Origin of the sequence: Anoxybacillus suryakundensis (genome assembly GCF_001418025.1) — a bacterium.
Lineage (GTDB): Bacteria > Bacillota > Bacilli > Bacillales > Anoxybacillaceae > Anoxybacillus > Anoxybacillus tengchongensis.
This window is the reverse complement of sequence record NZ_LIOK01000020.1, coordinates 18,312-34,672: the sequence shown is the minus strand read 5'-3', so window position 1 is coordinate 34,672 and position 16,361 is coordinate 18,312. Positions and strand designations below refer to the sequence as shown.

The following is a 16,361-nucleotide window of genomic DNA, read 5'->3' as shown; positions in this document are numbered from 1 at the left end:
TACGTCACCTAGATCCGACACCTTCTCAGCCTCACGGGACTGAACTTAAAGGTCTTTGTTCACTTGAGTTCATTTTACGTTTCCTTGTTTCGTTTGTCAACGATTATTTCGCAACATGTCGAGCAATCGTTCAAATTCATGAGGCATCGGGGCTTCAAACTGCAAATATTCGCCTGTGCGCGGGTGATGAAATCCTAATACGCCGGCATGAAGCGCTTGTCCATCAATCGGTAACGTTTTGCGCGGACCGTATTTCGGATCACCCGCAAGCGGATAGCCGATATATTTCATATGGACGCGAATTTGATGTGTTCGCCCTGTTTCGAGTTGACACTCCACAAACGTATAATGTTCAAATCGTTCAAGAACGCGAAAATGCGTCACCGCTTCTTTTCCGTTTTCAACGACCGCCATACTTTGACGATCGCGTGGGTCGCGCCCGATTGGCGCATCAATCGTCCCGTAATCGTGCGGAATGACGCCGTGAACAATTGCAACATATTTGCGCGTCACCGTTTTGTTTACAAGTTGATTAACAAGCGACTCGTGCGCCAAATCATTTTTTGCGATCATTAATAAACCAGACGTATCTTTATCAATGCGATGAACAATGCCTGGTCGCAATACACCGTTAATGCCTGAAAGGTCTTGACAATGAGCAAGCAATGCGTTGACAAGCGTCCCGTGCATATGCCCTGGTGCTGGATGAACGACCATGCCCCGCGGCTTATTGACAACTAGCACGTCTGCATCTTCATAATAAATGTCAAGCGGAATTGGCTCCGGTTTCACATCTAACGGCTCCGGATCAGGAATGGAAATAACCACGTCATCATCGACATGGCATTTGTAATTCGGTTTCACTGCTTTGCCGTTAACGAGCACATGCCCTTCTTTTAACCATTGTTGTACTTGAGAACGCGACCATTGTTCATTTAATTCAGCAATCACTTTATCAATGCGTTCCCCATCATGTTGTTCTTCAATCGTGAGTTGAATTTGCTCCATCGCTCATTCCCTTTCGTTGTTTTTCTTCGATCCATGTATAAATAAACATGAGCGCAACACCGATCGTTAATGCTGCATCGGCGACGTTAAAAATCGGAAAGCTATAATTAAAAATATACGTATGCACAAAGTCAACGACTTCTTTTCGAAACACGCGATCAATAAAGTTGCCGAGCGCGCCGCCAAGCATGAGTCCAAGGGCGATACCAAATAGTCGCTGCGTCGGTTGCAACCGTTGAATGTATATGACGATGCCGACAACGACGACGATGGTAATGACATAAAACAGCCAAAATTGCCCTTGCAACATGCCCCATGCCGCGCCACGATTGCGATGCGACGTCATGTATAACACGTTTTCGATAATCGGAATGCTTTCGCCTAATTCCATATAGCGAACGACAAGCCATTTCGTCCATTGGTCGATCAATATAACGACAAAAGCAAGCAAATAATATAACATCATACCCCTCCAAAGCGAAATTCTTTTTCATTTTATCATAAAACAATCCCCCCTCAAAAGCGAAGGGGGATGGGTGTTATTGCTTGACAATTGTCGCACAACGTGGACATAGTTCTGGGTGGTCTGCATCTTCTCCTACTGTTGGTGTGACAACCCAGCAGCGCGCGCACGTTTTTCCTTCCGCTTGTTTGACGACAATCGCTGTTTTCGTAAATGTTTGCGCCTCGCTCGGTGCTTCTGTAAATGCGCCGCCAATTGAAAATGCTGAAACGATTAATAGCTGTTTCATATCTTCTTCAATCGAATCGATGAGCGCTTTCGTTTCATCGGTCGGATATAAAATGACATGTGCTGTAAGCGACTTACCAATCAGTTTTTCATTGCGCGCCACTTCTAGCGCTTTTAATACTTCATCGCGCAATTCCATAAACGCATCCCATTTTTTAACGATGCGATCTGCATCATCAATATGCACTGCTTCCGGCATATCGACGAGCTGGACGCTTTCTTCTTGGACGTGCGGAATGTACGACCATACTTCATCTGCTGTATGCGGTAAAATCGGCGCAACAAGTTTTGTTAACGCAACAAGCGTTTCATACAACACCGTTTGAATCGAGCGACGTTCATGATTGTTTGCCGCTTCGATGTACAATACGTCTTTCGAGAAGTCGAAATAAAATGCGCTTAAATCAACAGTACAGAAGTTGTTTACTTCATGGTAAATCGTCGCAAATTCATACGTTTCATACGCTTGTTTGACTTTTTCGATGAGACGATTTAATTTAATGAGCATATAGCGGTCGACTTCGCGCAATTGATCGATCGCCACCGTATGTTCCGCAGGGTTGAAATCAAATAAGTTACCGAGCATAAAGCGGAACGTGTTGCGAATTTTGCGATACACTTCTGCGACTTGTTTTAAAATGTTGTCAGAAATGCGCACGTCTGCTTGATAGTCGACAGAAGCAACCCAAAGACGCAAAATATCGGCGCCGAGTTGTTCCATTACTTTCGCAGGCACGACGACGTTACCGAGCGATTTGCTCATTTTTCGTCCTTCGCCATCTAACACGAATCCGTGGCTTAATACCCCTTTATACGGTGCTTTTCCGGTGACGGCAACTGCGGTTGAAAGCGACGAGTTAAACCAGCCGCGATATTGGTCGGACCCTTCTAAATAAAGATCGGCTGGACGTTGTAAATCGTCACGTTCTTCCAATACCGCTTGATGAGAAGAACCTGAGTCGAACCATACGTCCATAATGTCTGTCTCTTTCGTAAACCGTCCGTTCGGGCTACCTGGATGCGTAAACCCTTCTGGCAGTAAATCTTTCGCGTCACGTTCAAACCAAACGTTTGAGCCGTATTGGCGGAACAAGTTCGATACGTGTTCAATCGTTTCATCTGTAATAATTGGCTCGCCGTTTTCCGCATAAAAGACTGGAATTGGTACTCCCCATGCACGTTGACGTGAAATGCACCAATCACCGCGATCGCGAATCATATTATGGATGCGAATTTCACCCCATGCTGGCACCCATTTTGTTTCTTCGACCGCTTGCAACAATTGATCCCGAATTTTATCAATGGACGCAAACCATTGGGCTGTCGCACGGAAAATCGTCGGTTGCTTCGTCCGCCAGTCGTGCGGATATGAGTGGGTAATAAACGATAATTTTAATAAAGCACCTACTTCTTGTAGCTTTTCTGTAATTGCTTTGTTCGCATCATCGTAAAACATGCCGGCAAACCCTGGCGCTTCTTCTGTCATATATCCGCGCTCGTCGACAGGGCAAAGGACACCTAAGCCGTACGTTTGGCCGACGATAAAGTCATCTTCCCCGTGTCCTGGCGCCGTATGGACGCAACCTGTTCCGGCGTCTGTTGTGACGTGTTCGCCGCAAATGACGAGCGAATCACGGTCGTAAAACGGATGTTTCGCAACGACGTACTCAAGTTCGCTTCCTTTGACTGTTTTTAATACAGCGACATGTTCCCAACCGATTTCTTTTTGCACCGATTGTAATAACTCGGATGCAACGACATATTTGCCACCGTCTGCCTCAACAACGCTATATTGCAGCTGTGGATGAACAGCGATGCCTAAGTTCGCTGGAATCGTCCATGGGGTTGTCGTCCAAATGATGATTTTTTCATCGCCTTCAAGCACCCCTTTTCCGTCTTTGACAGGGAATGCAACGTAAATCGATGGCGAGCGTTTATCTTTATATTCAATTTCAGCTTCAGCAAGCGCCGATTCGCTCGATGGAGACCAATAGACCGGTTTTAATCCTTTATAAATTAATCCTTTTTTCGCCATTTCGCCAAATACTTTAATTTGTTGTGCTTCGTATTCTGGCGTTAACGTAATGTAAGGATTGTCCCAATCGCCGCGCACACCGAGTCGTTTAAATTGCTCGCGCTGGCGGTCGATTTGCTCGTATGCATATTGTTCGCATAGCTTGCGGAACTCCGCAACGCTCATTTCTTTCCGATTGACGCCTTTATTTTTCGTGAGCGCCGTTTCAATTGGCAAACCGTGCGTATCCCATCCTGGCACGTACGGGGCACAATAACCGCTCATGGATTTATAGCGCACGATAAAGTCTTTTAAAATTTTATTGAGCGCATGGCCCATATGAATGTCGCCGTTCGCATACGGCGGTCCGTCATGCAGCACAAACAGCGGACGATCTTTCGTGCGCTCTTGCACTTTACGATAAATGTCCATCTCTTCCCATTTCGCTTGCATTTGTGGTTCCCGTTGTGGAAGATTTCCACGCATCGGGAAATCGGTCTTTGGCATAAGTAACGTATCTTTGTAATCCATTATATCAACCTCCTTTTATGTAAATAAAAAAACCTTCTCATGCCCAAAAGGGACGAGAAGGTCTCGCGGTACCACCCTTATTGACTATGTAAACATAGCCCACTCGACATTCGTAACGGGAATGACGCGCCGTGGCCTACTATTCGTTCGGCACGGAACTCCGGGGTGATGTTCATTCTTTCGCTTATGCCGAGCTTCCACCGCCCTCGGCTCGCTGAAATAAGCTGATGAAAGAACTACTGTCCCCTTCATCGTTTTTGCGATATAACTGTATTCGATATTATAGGCAATAACCATGTCGTCCGTCAAGACTCGGTTATTTCTTGCACCGTTTCATCATCAAGCTTGTAATCTAATAAATGATCCCAATCGCCGTTGTTTAACATATCGAGCTGTGCTTCAATTAACATTTTAAAACGATTGCGGAACACTTTCGCTTGACGTTTTAATTCTTCCACTTCCATCGCAATTTTCCGCGTTTTAGCGAGCGCTTCACTAATGATGCGATCTGCGTTTTTCTCCGCCTCTTTCATGATGAGCTTCGCTTCTTTTTGCGCGTTTCGCTTCACTTCTTCTGCTGTTTCCTGGGCGATTAAAATCGATTTATTTAACGTTTCTTCAATATTTGTAAAGTAGTTGAGTCGCTCTGTCAGCTCTTTTACTTTTTCTTCAAGCTGCTTTTTTTCACGCAAGATCATTTCATAATCTTTAATGACTTGGTCTAAAAACTCATTTACTTCATCTTCATCATATCCGCGAAAGCCTCGGCTAAATTCTTTATTATGAATATCTAACGGCGTTAACGGCATGTAGCCCACCTCCATCTTATGTACGTACCGTATGTTTCGACATGTTTTGCGAAAATCCTGCTTTTATTTTGTTTTTTCGACAACGATGCGCCATTTTTCCTTTTTTGTTTGTCCAACAACCGCTTGCAGTCGGCAGCGGCCATACCCGCGCAACGAAAGCAAATCCCCTTCCTGACACTCCATATGAGCTTGGTCGACCGTTTTCCAATTTACTTTTGCATAGTTTTGAGTAATGAGCGCTTGCGCTTTTTGACGCGATATTCGGAAACATTGGGCTAAAATCGCATCAAGTCTCAAAGAAGAAACAGTAAACGTTTCTTCCTCCCATTCTTCTTTCACAGCAAGAAGCTGGGAAAGTGGTTGTTCTTCTAACGATACTTTTGCTTTTCCAATCGCTGTGACGTTCATTTTTACAAATGGTGCAATTTCTTTAGCAACGACAAATTGAATGACATCATCAACGATGACGATGTCGCCAAACTTTTCACGCTTCACACCGAGTGACAAAAGGGCACCGAGCACATCACGATGCCCGAGCGTCACAAATTTTTTCGGATAGCGAATGGAAAACAACGATAGTTGAAAATCATCTTCATTCGGTTGCATGTACGGCGGATATAATAGCGCACGCTTTCGTTCAACAGATACAGATGATGAACCGCCAAAAAAAGCAACGTGCACCTCGTCGTTGTTGCCGACAATCGAGCGGACGATTTGTTGTTCGCGCGGAGTTAAAAAGTCCGTGAGTTTCGGAGCGTACTGTTCCGTCACAAGCCGCTTCCATTCGCACACGAGATCGATAAAATGATGCTCTTCTTTTCGAAAATGTTGATAAATATCCATTACAATCCTCGACTAACCATATCGACTAATCCGTAAACGCCTGCCGTCGCAAAGCGTAACACAAGCAAGGCGACGATCGGCGAAATGTCGATCATGCCAATCGGTGGAATGAAGCGACGAAACGGCTCTAAATACGGCTCACAAATGTTGGCAAAAAATTGCCCCACTTTCGTTTCGCGCGCATTTGGAAACCAAGACATTAAAATGTAAATAATAATCGCATATGAATATACTTCAATGACTGTTGCTACAAAGTTTGCTATTGAATACACATTTACCACCTCTTTATTGTCGGTTCATCATCAGAAACAATGGAAATCGAGCCGCTCACATCGACGTTATCCGGTGTGCATAAAAAAATGGTCGAGCCGACTTGCTGAATGTCTCCGCCAATCGCATATACCGTTCCGCTTAAAAAGTCAACGATGCGTCGCGCTTGATCGCGGTCGACACGATGAACATTGACGACAACAGCACGTCGATTTTTTAAATGGTCGGCAATTTCTTGTACTTCTGCGTAAGCACGTGGTTCAAATAAAACGAGCTTGGACGATTTTTGCACGCTTTGTAAACTGACGACGTTTTGCTTTTGTTCGGCTTTTGGTTGTTGAGCAACTTCTTCTTGCTCGTATTCATCCTCTTCCCATTTTTCTTCATCTAAATCGAAAAAATCGCGAATTTTTTTCACAAATCCCATCATTCCACCTCCTCTTCACCGACAAGACATGTACCAAGTCGAAGAAACGTAGCTCCTTCTTCAACGGCAATGACGTAATCGTTTGACATTCCCATCGACAGTTGTGTACATGGAGCATGCGGATATTGTTTTTCTTGCACGCGCTCTTTTAACTCACGCAACGTTCGAAAACAACGACGAATCGTCGCTTCATCATCCGTATATGGCGCCATCGTCATCAATCCAACAACTTCAATACGCGAAAAAGCGGATAATGTTTCAATAAACGAAAATACATCCTCTGGCGCTAATCCATGTTTAGACATCTCTCCTGAGACGTTCACTTGCACAAAACATTTCATTGTTCGATTCGCTCGTTTGTCGATTTCTTCCGCTAACGAAAGACGATCAAGCGAATGAATGTAGTCGACGTAATCGATGATTTGTTTTACTTTTCTCGATTGCAACGTACCGATAAAATGCCACGTCGCTTCTTTTCCGATTGCTTCATATTTTTGCAAAAAACCGTCGGCACGACTTTCACCTAAATGAACGATGCCTGCTTTCACCGCTTCGTTTGCGCGTGCGATGCTTACGTATTTTGTCACTGCCACGATTTGAACGTCTGCGGCGTTGCGTCCTGTTTTTTCACACGCTTCAGCAATATGTTGTTGAATCGTTTGTAACCGTTGTTTCACAGACATGTCATCACCTCCAGCCAATAAGCGCCATCATTCTTCCTGTTTGTCCACCGTCGCGACGGTGGGAGAAAAATAATGACTGCTCACAGCTTGTGCAATACGATGAAATAGCGATGTGTTCACTCGGAACACCTGCTTGCTGCAAAAGCTGTTTATTCATTTCTTTTAAATCGAGCGCATACTGTCCCTTACTTGTTTCATTATAAAGAGATTGAGACGAGTTGACTAGCGCCTTTTGAACGAATGTGATGACGCGATCATCGACGATATAACAACAGCGACCGATCGATGGCCCAATGACGACATACATATCACGCGCATCTACTCCTTCTTCATTCCACCGCTTCACCATTTCACCAGCGATGTTATGCACCGTTCCTTTCCAACCGGCATGTGCAAGTCCAATGAGCTTTTTACTTGGGGCAAAAAAGTAAAGCGGAACACAATCCGCAAAACAAAGCGCTAACATGAGTTGTTGCTCGCGCGTGTACAGCCCGTCTGTATGCGGCAAAGCGGTATCGTACGTGCGCACCCCTTTGCCTGCATGTTCGTTCGTCACTTTTTCGATGTGTACGCCGTGCACTTGATCGGCACATACCCAGCGATCAAGCGAAACGTTTAACTGCTCGGCTACTTTTTTCCGATTTTCATACACCGCATGTCGATGATCGTTGACGTGCATGCCAACGTTTAACGTCGCAAACGGCTCGCTGCTTACTCCACCTCGTTTTGTTGTAAACGCAACAATGACGTTTTCCCAGTCGTCAAACATAAGCAATGACTCATGCGCTTGTCGAAATATTTCATTCATCGTCCGACATCCTTTGTACAATTTTATCACTTTTTTTCCTATTTTATCACAGCTTGCCGAAAACCTGAACTATTCATCGCCATCTAATCGAACGAGAATGACATCAGCGCCGACTTTGACAATATCGCGCCACGGAATAATGATTTCATCCGTCCGTCCGAATAAGCCGAGCACTTTCCCGGCACCAATAATAATAATGGCTTCAATTTGACCGGTCGTTAAATTAATATCAATATCTCCAATATTTCCGAGGCGTTTGCCGTTGGCAACATTGACGACGTCTTTTTGTTGTAGTTCAGAAATTTTCACCATGTTCCCCCGCTCCTTTTCTTCTTTCTATCTTCTATATGTATGCATAAGGGAGGGGGTGTAGTCACATAGAAAAACCCCCAACTGCATGGGGGTTATTTACCATTGAATATTTTTATTCATTTGTTTAATGGCGGCTTTTTCTAAACGAGATACTTGTGCTTGCGAGATGCCAATTTCTTCGGCAACTTCCATTTGTGTTTTTCCTTGAAAAAATCGTTTGCGAATAATCATTTTTTCCCGTTCGTTTAAGCGACGAAGCCCTTCTTTGAGCGCGATTTCTTCAATCCAGTTTGTATCGCGGTTTTTCTCATCGCTCAGCTGATCCATCACGTAAATAGGGTCGCCACCATCGTTGTAAATCGGTTCAAATAACGACACAGGATCTTGAATAGCATCTAACGCAAATACAATGTCTTCGTGTGGGACGTCTAAAATTTTTGCAATTTCTTCTGCCGTCGGTTCTTTTGCTGTTTCACTCATCATTTTTTCGCGCACTTGTAACGCTTTGTATGCAATGTCGCGCAGCGAGCGGGACACACGAATCGGGTTATTGTCACGTAAATATCGGCGAATTTCACCAATAATCATCGGTACGGCATACGTTGAAAATTTCACGTTTTGACTTAAATCAAAGTTATCAATCGATTTCATAAGTCCGATACAGCCGACTTGAAACAAATCGTCGACATATTCACCACGATTGTTAAATCGTTGGATGACGCTTAATACGAGCCGTAAATTCCCGTTAATTAATTTTTCGCGTGCATATATGTCACCGGCTTGCATTTGCCGAAATAATTCACGCATTTCTTCGTTTTTCAGTACGGGAAGTTTCGATGTATCAACGCCGCAAATTTCAACTTTGTTTCTTGCCATGTCTTTCCCTCCTTACAGGAGATGCTGTCAGCTTTCAGTATCTCCTTCGAAGGGAAAAATATGCATTACATCATTTTGTTAAATTCTTTTCGCAATCGTTTAATAATTCGCTTTTCTAGACGGGAAATGTACGATTGAGAAATGCCTAATAAATCCGCAACATCTTTTTGTGTTTTTTCTTCGCCACCACTTAGCCCGAAGCGAAGTTCCATAATTTGTTTCTCTCTGTCACTCAATTGGTCAAGGGCGCGAAATAGTAAACTGCGATCAATATTTGCCTCTAAATCTTTCGTAATGACGTCATCTTCTGTGCCTAATACGTCAGACAACAACAGTTCATTGCCGTCCCAGTCAATGTTTAACGGTTCATCAAACGATACTTCCGAGCGCACTTTATTGTTGCGCCGTAAATACATTAAAATTTCATTTTCAATACAGCGCGACGCATATGTAGCGAGCTTAATTTTTTTTTCCGGATTAAACGTATTGACCGCTTTAATTAATCCAATCGTACCAATGCTAATTAAATCCTCAATGTTAATGCCGGTATTTTCAAATTTTCGAGCAATGTAAACGACAAGGCGAAGATTTCGTTCAATAAGTAGTGAACGAGCCGTTTCATCTCCAGAAGGAAGTTTTTTTAAAAGCATTTCTTCTTCCTCTTTAGTGAGCGGAGGTGGCAACGCTTCGCTTCCACCGATGTAATAAATTTCGTCCGCTTTGAGCCCTAATTTTTTTAGTAGTTTGTACCATAAATACGTGAGGCGCAATTTGAATAACTTCATAAAATCCCCCTTCTATTTCGGCACAATCGGCCGTATAATCATAATAATTACGAAGCTTGCGACATGACCATATGCGGATGAACGATGCAGTTGTACTCTCCGTCAGCGGAAAGCGACGACGGGTGAAAACCAACAAGCACTTTTGTAACAGATGTCCATTGTTTTCCGTCCGACCATTGCACGTCGTCTAGTTTCATTGCGATTAATAGCTGTTGCTCGACACCAACGGCTCGATATGGAACGAAACGTATACGACTAACCCATTCGCTCGGGATGTCATCTGTGTACGTCCGGTTGTGAATCATTTGTAAAACGGTTGGAGGAAATATATGTGCGAACGGTTGCAATTCCACAATCATGACCGGTGTGTTTGTTAACGGGTCGCGCAACTGGTTTCCGCTATCGACTAATCCTTTTAAACATACCGTTTGTCCAAAACATGTCACACGTACGTCAATGACATGTTCAAAGCGTAATTTTTTTTCCCGAATCGTTCCCATTTGCGCCTTAGATAACAACCATAAAATCGGAAACATCATGACGACAAACAACCAGCTAACCGAAGTGGAATGCAAAATCCATCGTGATGAATAAGCTGTGATTTCACTTTGTAGTAAAAAGTGAAATGCAATGAGCCCTCCGCCCATCATAAACGTGGCAAAATAAAAAGCGAGCACATTTTCGATAAAAAAACGAAAACGATGAAAGCCAAAACAAATCCAAACGATGAAAAAAGAGACGATGAGTTTTGTTGCGACATGAGACATCATATAGGCAAAAGGCGTGAAAATAAGCAACACAAGCAGCGAGCCGAATAATGCCGCAAGCATAAGCCGCCATAACCGAACACGGCGCTTTAACATAATCGCCGCAAGCCATAGTAACATTGCATCAAAACAAAGATTTAATAACCATACAAGATCGGCATAAATCAGCGGCATCCCCTCCTTATCTTGAAACTAGTATATAGCACTTTCAATAGAAAAGTATGTCAAACGATGACGTCATTTCTTTAGAGATTTTGTCAGATGATGAAAATAAAAAACGCCCACACGTAGTGAGCGTTTTTTTAACGACGACGATTGCGGTTGCGCAGGAAAGCTGGAATGTCAAGCGGATCTTCTGCTTGTTGTCCGCGCGTTGGCGAGTAGTCAATCGGCTCTTCTTTTTTCTCGCGTTTGACGCCAACGTTCGGTTTGACAACCGCTTGTCGTGTTGCTTTCACTTGATTCACTTCTTCGTTAAATCCTGTCGCGATGACAGTCACAATAATTTCGTCTTTTAAGTTTTCGTTAATGACCGAACCAAAAATCATATTGACGTCTTGGTCGGCAGCTGATGCGACGATGTCAGCTGCTTCTTGCACTTCGTATAAGCTTAAGTTCGTACCGCCTGTAATGTTCATTAATACCCCTTGCGCACCGTCGATGGACGTTTCTAATAGCGGGCTAGAGATCGCTTTTTTCGCTGCTTCTGCGGCACGGTTCTCTCCTGTTGCTACACCGATTCCCATCAGAGCTGAACCTTTATTTGACATAATCGTTTTCACATCAGCAAAATCTAAGTTAATTAATCCCGGTACGGCAATTAAGTCAGAGATGCCTTGTACACCTTGACGAAGCACGTTGTCTGCTTCGCGGAACGCTTCTAACATCGGCGTATTTTTGTCTACAATTTCTAACAGACGATCGTTCGGAATGACAATGAGTGTATCGACTGCTTCTTTCATCGCCGCAATACCGCTTGCCGCTTGCATCGCACGCTTTCTTCCTTCAAATGTAAATGGTCGTGTCACGACACCAACAGTAAGCGCACCTAAATCACGCGCGATTTGAGCGATGACTGGAGCCGCACCCGTTCCTGTTCCTCCGCCCATACCGGCTGTGACGAATACCATATCGGCACCTTTGAGCGCTTCTTCAATTTGTTCTTTACTTTCTTCTGCTGCTTTTTTTCCTACTTCTGGATTTGCCCCTGCACCTAATCCACGTGTCAACTTCGCGCCAATTTGCAGCTTAATTGGAGCCTTTGATAAGTTTAACGCTTGAGCATCTGTATTGACTGCAATAAATTCAACACCTTGTACTCCGTGTTCAATCATGCGATTGACAGCGTTATTTCCGCCGCCACCGACACCAATTACTTTAATTGTCGCTAACTGATCAACAGTCGTGTCAAACTCCAACATGATAATCCTCCTAGCCATTCAAATTGTCATTCAAAAAAGTATCCGAAAAATTTCTTGACTTTATGTCCTAAATGTTCTTCTTTTTGTTTCGGTTTTGCTGGCGCTTTATGCGCCTTTTTCTCCGTCTGGAAATCGTTTGCCGCGCTAGAAGAAAGAACAGGAACGTGTCTTCCTTGTAACTTCGCATTTTTATAGGCGAATTGAATTAAACCGACACCGTTTGTATATTGTGGATCACGAACACCAATATAATCCGGCATCGCCACGCGAACAGTATGTTCAAAAATCGCTTCGGCAAGTTCTAATACGCCCGGCATATTGACTGTCCCACCCGTTAACACATAGCCACCAGGCAAATCACGGAATCCGCGTCGACGAATTTCTGCTTGTGCCATTTGTAAAATTTCTTCTACACGCGCTTCAATCATATCCGCAATTTCTAATTGGCTAAATTGTTGATGTTGGTCCGTGCCGATAATTGGAACGCTAAATACTTCTTCTTCAGACGCAAGATCGTAAAACGCATGTCCATGTTTTAGTTTAATGCGTTCTGCATCTTCTGTCGATGTACGCATGCCGATCGATAAATCTTTTGTAATATGTTCACCACCGATCGGAAGCACGGTCGTTGCTTGTAAAAACCCTTGTTCAAACACAGCGACCGTCGTTGAACCGCCACCGATATCAATGAGTGCCACACCTAAGTTTTTTTCATCTTTCGATAGCGCAATTGAGGCTGCCGCTAGCGGTTGAAGACATACATCAAGCACTTCTAACCCCGCTCGTTCAACACAGCGAAGCACGTTATGTAAAGCCGTTTTCGATGCGGTAATCATCGTTCCTTCCATTTCTAATCGGACACCTAACATGCCGCGCGGGTCGTTAATGCCATCAAGCCCGTCAACGATAAACTGTTTTGGAATGACATCAATAATTTCGCGCTCTGGTGGAACGGAAACGACTTGTGCTGCTTCGATGACGCGCGTGACGTCTTCATTCGTAATTTCCTTATTTTCGCTTGATACAGCGACAATCCCGTTGCACGGTTGAAGTTGAATGTGATTGCCGTTTACTCCGACAATGGCGCCTTTAATCGTTACGCCGACCATCCGTTCCGCTTGTTCAATCGCTCGTTTAATCGATTGTACCGTTTCATCTATATCAATAATGGAGCCTTTTTTCAGCCCTTGCGATTTCACATTGCCGACACCGATAATGTTTAACTGATCGTTAATCATTTCGCCAATGATGACTTTTACACTGGACGTACCGATGTCAAGACTAACATAAAAATCGTTGCTGTTCATTCTGGTGGCACCTCCTTTACAAAATGAACGTTGTTATGTATATCAACACTATATTCCACATTCGAACAGCATTCCCTTTTTTATAAACGATTTTTTTGACGGCTTTCTAACCATTTCGTTAGCAAAATTCGGCGGATGACAGCGATGTTTTGAAACAGGCGCACACCGAACGCAAATACAGCTGCTAAATACAAGTCTACACCAAGATGCACACCGAGAAAAGCTAAACTTGTTGCTAAAATAATATTAAAAAAAAATCCAGATACAAATACGTGCTCATCGTAAATATTTTGCAAATGTGCACGAATGCCGCCTATGAGCGTATCAAACGCTGCGAGCACCGCGATGGATAAGTAGTTCGCATATTCGCTCGGAATGCGCCAATCCGTCAACAATCCGAGCAATATGCCAACGACAAGGCCGAGCAACGGAAGCCACATCATGTTCACCTCCTAGCATCTTCGACTGCTTCCATTTGTTTGACGCGCACCGTCCCATCGTATGGAGGAATGACGACACGTTGTTGTGGCTCTGAAATCGTAAGAAGTAAATTTTCAAGGGCAAAGTCATCGGCAATCGTCGACGCTTTGAGCCGGTTGTACATTTTTTCTGCGTCTGCCGCAATCACTTTAATTTCAAAAGGGAAAGAGCGTAGCGGGTACGAATCCACTTTCGTCACACCGTTAATGTCGCGAATGACCGTCGTGTTGACGATGCGTTGATCAGCAATCGATACATATTGAGCGCCATACATATTTAATTCGTTCATGAGCCGGCGAAGCAACTCCGCAGACACTGTATCGCTAACCGGACCGACGTACGATTCATCATACATTTGTTCGACATAAAGCACGACACCCTCCCCGACCACTTCCGTTAGCCCTGCTTCTTTTTTTAATTCCTCTACCGTTTGACGAAGAATCGCTCCTTTATTTTCTGAACGCTGTTGCTCATATTTTTCTAACGTTTCTTCGTATTTTCGTATTTCATGTAACAGTTGTTTATGTAACTCTTGCTCTTTTTTTAAATCTTGTCGTATTTCCCATATGTCACGTGTGTCGCGCACATCTGGTTCGTGGCTCGTTTGAAATTGGATCGCCAACATGAAACCGATAATAAGCGAGACAAACGTAAAATGCCATGTCGTTTTTCGCGTCAACATCGCTCCTCCTCTTATTTTTGCATCAACGGTTCCATTGTAATTTCCGATTTTTCTACAATGTCAACAACAATATGGTCGCTCGTTAGTTGGTCTTTGACGCCACCAGCGATCGTTAACGCAGGGATCAGTACGTTCGGATCACCAATCGCTTGAATAACGAACGGGGCGGGGTGTTGCATCCCATCTATTTCAATGACCGGGCCGTTGCAAACGATATACGATCGGTGCGATAATCGTTGACCGTTAATGGATATCGCAGACGCCCCGGCAATCAATAGTTCATTGACAACTTGAAACACATGTTGTTCGTGAACAATGTAATTTGTGGCGTTCGCTTCGGAAGGGATGTATGAAGCATCAGATAGCATGACTTCTACTCCTTTTCCTTTTACTTTCACTTTGCCAAGATACATGCGCAATCGTTCCGCATCTTCGACAAGGTTAAAATAAACTCGCTCCTCGCTTGCTAATTCTTTTTCCATTTCTCGAACGCGTTGTTGCTTTTTAAACAACTCTGCTTGTAGCTTTTGATTTTGTTCTTGCTGTTCAATAAGCTGTTGACGATACTCATATTCTTTACTCCATTGGCGTTCAAGCTGACGATTGGCCGTCTCTTTTTTCGTCAGTTGATACGAGAATGCCAACATAAACCCTAAAACTAAACAAACGAACGATAAAATGACATGGCTACCGTTTATTTTCATCGTTTTTGTCATTCCCTTCATCTGCTTCGTATGGTTTGAAATATGTGCTCATCTCTAAATGAAGGACGCCTTTTGCCCCTGGCTGTAACTGACTGACAATCGAAGGATAATGAACAATTTTTTCCGCAAAACGATCGACGGTAGCACTCACTTCTATGCCATCATTCATATAGACAGTAATATGCCTTTGATCCGATGAGTTTGGGGTATAATGAATTTCTGAGATGAGGTTTAAAATCGAACTTGGCGTGTTTGCCAATTGGGTGGCCATTTCTTGAATAGCCTCCCCTTCTTTCCATCCGACTAAAATCGGCGCATCGCTTGGAATCGTTCGTTTGGCATGCGTCAGCACTTTTCCGTTATCTAAAATCGGCAAAAAGGAATGCTTGTCCAAAATGTAAGCGATCCGCTTTCGTTCAACGACAACAATATCAATGCGATTCGGGATTCGTTTTTTTACATGTACTTCTTCCACTTCCGGATGTTGTTTAATCCGTTGTTCCACTTCTGCTTTTTTTACTTTCCAAAAGCTCGTCTTTTTCGTCACGCCGCTTAATTGAATCACATCTTCGGAAGCGATATGATGATTTCCTTCGACGTGGATGACAGCAACGTTGCTTAGTGGCGACTGCGCATAAACGACGCCTAGCAAAAGCATAAAAAATAAAGCGATATATGCAATGAGTAAGCGATTTGCACGTTGTCTTCGCTGCTCTTTTAATTTTGGTACACGTTCTTCAAGAACAACAACTTTTCCTTTTCCCATTCACTCCACCTCGGTCGATGGACCAAATCAAAATAACAAGAAAACTAACGGTGCATATGAGCAACCGTTAGTTCGTTGTCTCTATTTCTATTATAGCATAATATAGAAAAAATTAGG

At 43.7% G+C, this 16,361-nt stretch carries 19 protein-coding genes and 1 other annotated feature; all 19 genes read right to left on the bottom strand.

Annotation, left to right across the window (positions count from 1 at the left end; genetic code table 11):
• Positions 1 to 96: 96 nt before the first annotated feature.
• Complete coding sequence (locus ASC42_RS11805) at positions 97 to 1,008, bottom strand: RluA family pseudouridine synthase (protein WP_055441913.1); 912 nt, start codon at positions 1,006 to 1,008, stop codon at positions 97 to 99.
• Positions 983 to 1,471 (bottom strand): signal peptidase II, encoded by a 489-nt coding sequence (gene lspA / locus ASC42_RS11800; RefSeq protein WP_032101521.1) that lies wholly within the window; start codon positions 1,469 to 1,471, stop codon positions 983 to 985. The genes ASC42_RS11805 and lspA overlap by 26 nt, the downstream gene beginning before the upstream one ends.
• Positions 1,472 to 1,547: 76 nt before the next feature.
• Positions 1,548 to 4,304, bottom strand: coding sequence for an isoleucine--tRNA ligase (gene ileS / locus ASC42_RS11795; protein ID WP_055441912.1), 2,757 nt, complete (start codon positions 4,302 to 4,304; stop codon positions 1,548 to 1,550).
• 45 nt (positions 4,305 to 4,349) lie between these two features.
• Positions 4,350 to 4,565: a binding site (T-box leader), on the bottom strand.
• Positions 4,566 to 4,609: 44 nt separating this feature from the next.
• Positions 4,610 to 5,113, bottom strand: coding sequence for a DivIVA domain-containing protein (locus ASC42_RS11790; RefSeq protein WP_055441911.1), 504 nt, complete (start codon positions 5,111 to 5,113; stop codon positions 4,610 to 4,612).
• 63 nt (positions 5,114 to 5,176) lie between these two features.
• Positions 5,177 to 5,956, bottom strand: coding sequence for a YlmH family RNA-binding protein (locus tag ASC42_RS11785; RefSeq protein WP_055441910.1), 780 nt, complete (start codon positions 5,954 to 5,956; stop codon positions 5,177 to 5,179).
• Positions 5,956 to 6,228 (bottom strand): YggT family protein, encoded by a 273-nt coding sequence (locus tag ASC42_RS11780; protein ID WP_055441909.1) that lies wholly within the window; start codon positions 6,226 to 6,228, stop codon positions 5,956 to 5,958. The genes ASC42_RS11785 and ASC42_RS11780 overlap by 1 nt, the downstream gene beginning before the upstream one ends.
• A 2-nt stretch (positions 6,229 to 6,230) precedes the next feature.
• Positions 6,231 to 6,653, bottom strand: a complete 423-nt coding sequence (locus tag ASC42_RS11775) for a cell division protein SepF (RefSeq protein WP_035046585.1) — start codon at positions 6,651 to 6,653, stop codon at positions 6,231 to 6,233.
• A complete protein-coding gene (locus tag ASC42_RS11770) occupies positions 6,653 to 7,336 on the bottom strand; it encodes a YggS family pyridoxal phosphate-dependent enzyme (RefSeq protein WP_055441908.1) in 684 nt (227 codons plus the stop codon). Before ASC42_RS11770 ends, ASC42_RS11775 begins: the two co-directional genes overlap by 1 nt.
• Before the next feature lie 4 nt (positions 7,337 to 7,340).
• A complete protein-coding gene (gene pgeF, locus ASC42_RS11765; RefSeq protein WP_055441907.1) occupies positions 7,341 to 8,144 on the bottom strand; it encodes a peptidoglycan editing factor PgeF in 804 nt (267 codons plus the stop codon).
• A gap of 69 nt (positions 8,145 to 8,213) precedes the next feature.
• Positions 8,214 to 8,456, bottom strand: coding sequence for a YlmC/YmxH family sporulation protein (locus tag ASC42_RS11760; protein WP_032101528.1), 243 nt, complete (start codon positions 8,454 to 8,456; stop codon positions 8,214 to 8,216).
• Positions 8,457 to 8,552: 96 nt separating this feature from the next.
• Positions 8,553 to 9,332 carry an RNA polymerase sporulation sigma factor SigG gene (sigG, locus tag ASC42_RS11755; protein ID WP_055441906.1) on the bottom strand — a complete coding sequence of 260 codons (780 nt, stop codon included), beginning with the start codon at positions 9,330 to 9,332 and terminating at the stop codon, positions 8,553 to 8,555.
• Between the two features lie 65 nt (positions 9,333 to 9,397).
• Positions 9,398 to 10,117, bottom strand: a complete 720-nt coding sequence (gene sigE, locus ASC42_RS11750; protein WP_032101530.1) for an RNA polymerase sporulation sigma factor SigE — start codon at positions 10,115 to 10,117, stop codon at positions 9,398 to 9,400.
• 47 nt (positions 10,118 to 10,164) lie between these two features.
• Positions 10,165 to 11,058 (bottom strand): sigma-E processing peptidase SpoIIGA, encoded by an 894-nt coding sequence (gene spoIIGA, locus ASC42_RS11745; RefSeq protein ID WP_055441905.1) that lies wholly within the window; start codon positions 11,056 to 11,058, stop codon positions 10,165 to 10,167.
• Positions 11,059 to 11,186: 128 nt separating this feature from the next.
• Positions 11,187 to 12,305 carry a cell division protein FtsZ gene (gene ftsZ, locus ASC42_RS11740; RefSeq protein ID WP_055441904.1) on the bottom strand — a complete coding sequence of 373 codons (1,119 nt, stop codon included), beginning with the start codon at positions 12,303 to 12,305 and terminating at the stop codon, positions 11,187 to 11,189.
• Between the two features lie 26 nt (positions 12,306 to 12,331).
• A complete protein-coding gene (gene ftsA / locus ASC42_RS11735) occupies positions 12,332 to 13,612 on the bottom strand; it encodes a cell division protein FtsA (protein ID WP_055441903.1) in 1,281 nt (426 codons plus the stop codon).
• A gap of 80 nt (positions 13,613 to 13,692) precedes the next feature.
• Positions 13,693 to 14,052, bottom strand: coding sequence for a small basic family protein (locus ASC42_RS11730; protein WP_055441925.1), 360 nt, complete (start codon positions 14,050 to 14,052; stop codon positions 13,693 to 13,695).
• A gap of 5 nt (positions 14,053 to 14,057) precedes the next feature.
• Positions 14,058 to 14,774: a DUF881 domain-containing protein gene (locus ASC42_RS11725; RefSeq protein ID WP_055441902.1), complete on the bottom strand. Its 717-nt coding sequence runs from the start codon at positions 14,772 to 14,774 to the stop codon at positions 14,058 to 14,060.
• A gap of 11 nt (positions 14,775 to 14,785) precedes the next feature.
• A complete protein-coding gene (locus ASC42_RS11720) occupies positions 14,786 to 15,499 on the bottom strand; it encodes a DUF881 domain-containing protein (protein ID WP_082435730.1) in 714 nt (237 codons plus the stop codon).
• Positions 15,462 to 16,244, bottom strand: coding sequence for a cell division protein FtsQ/DivIB (locus tag ASC42_RS11715; RefSeq protein WP_032101535.1), 783 nt, complete (start codon positions 16,242 to 16,244; stop codon positions 15,462 to 15,464). Before ASC42_RS11715 ends, ASC42_RS11720 begins: the two co-directional genes overlap by 38 nt.
• Between the last annotated feature and the right edge of the window lie 117 nt (positions 16,245 to 16,361).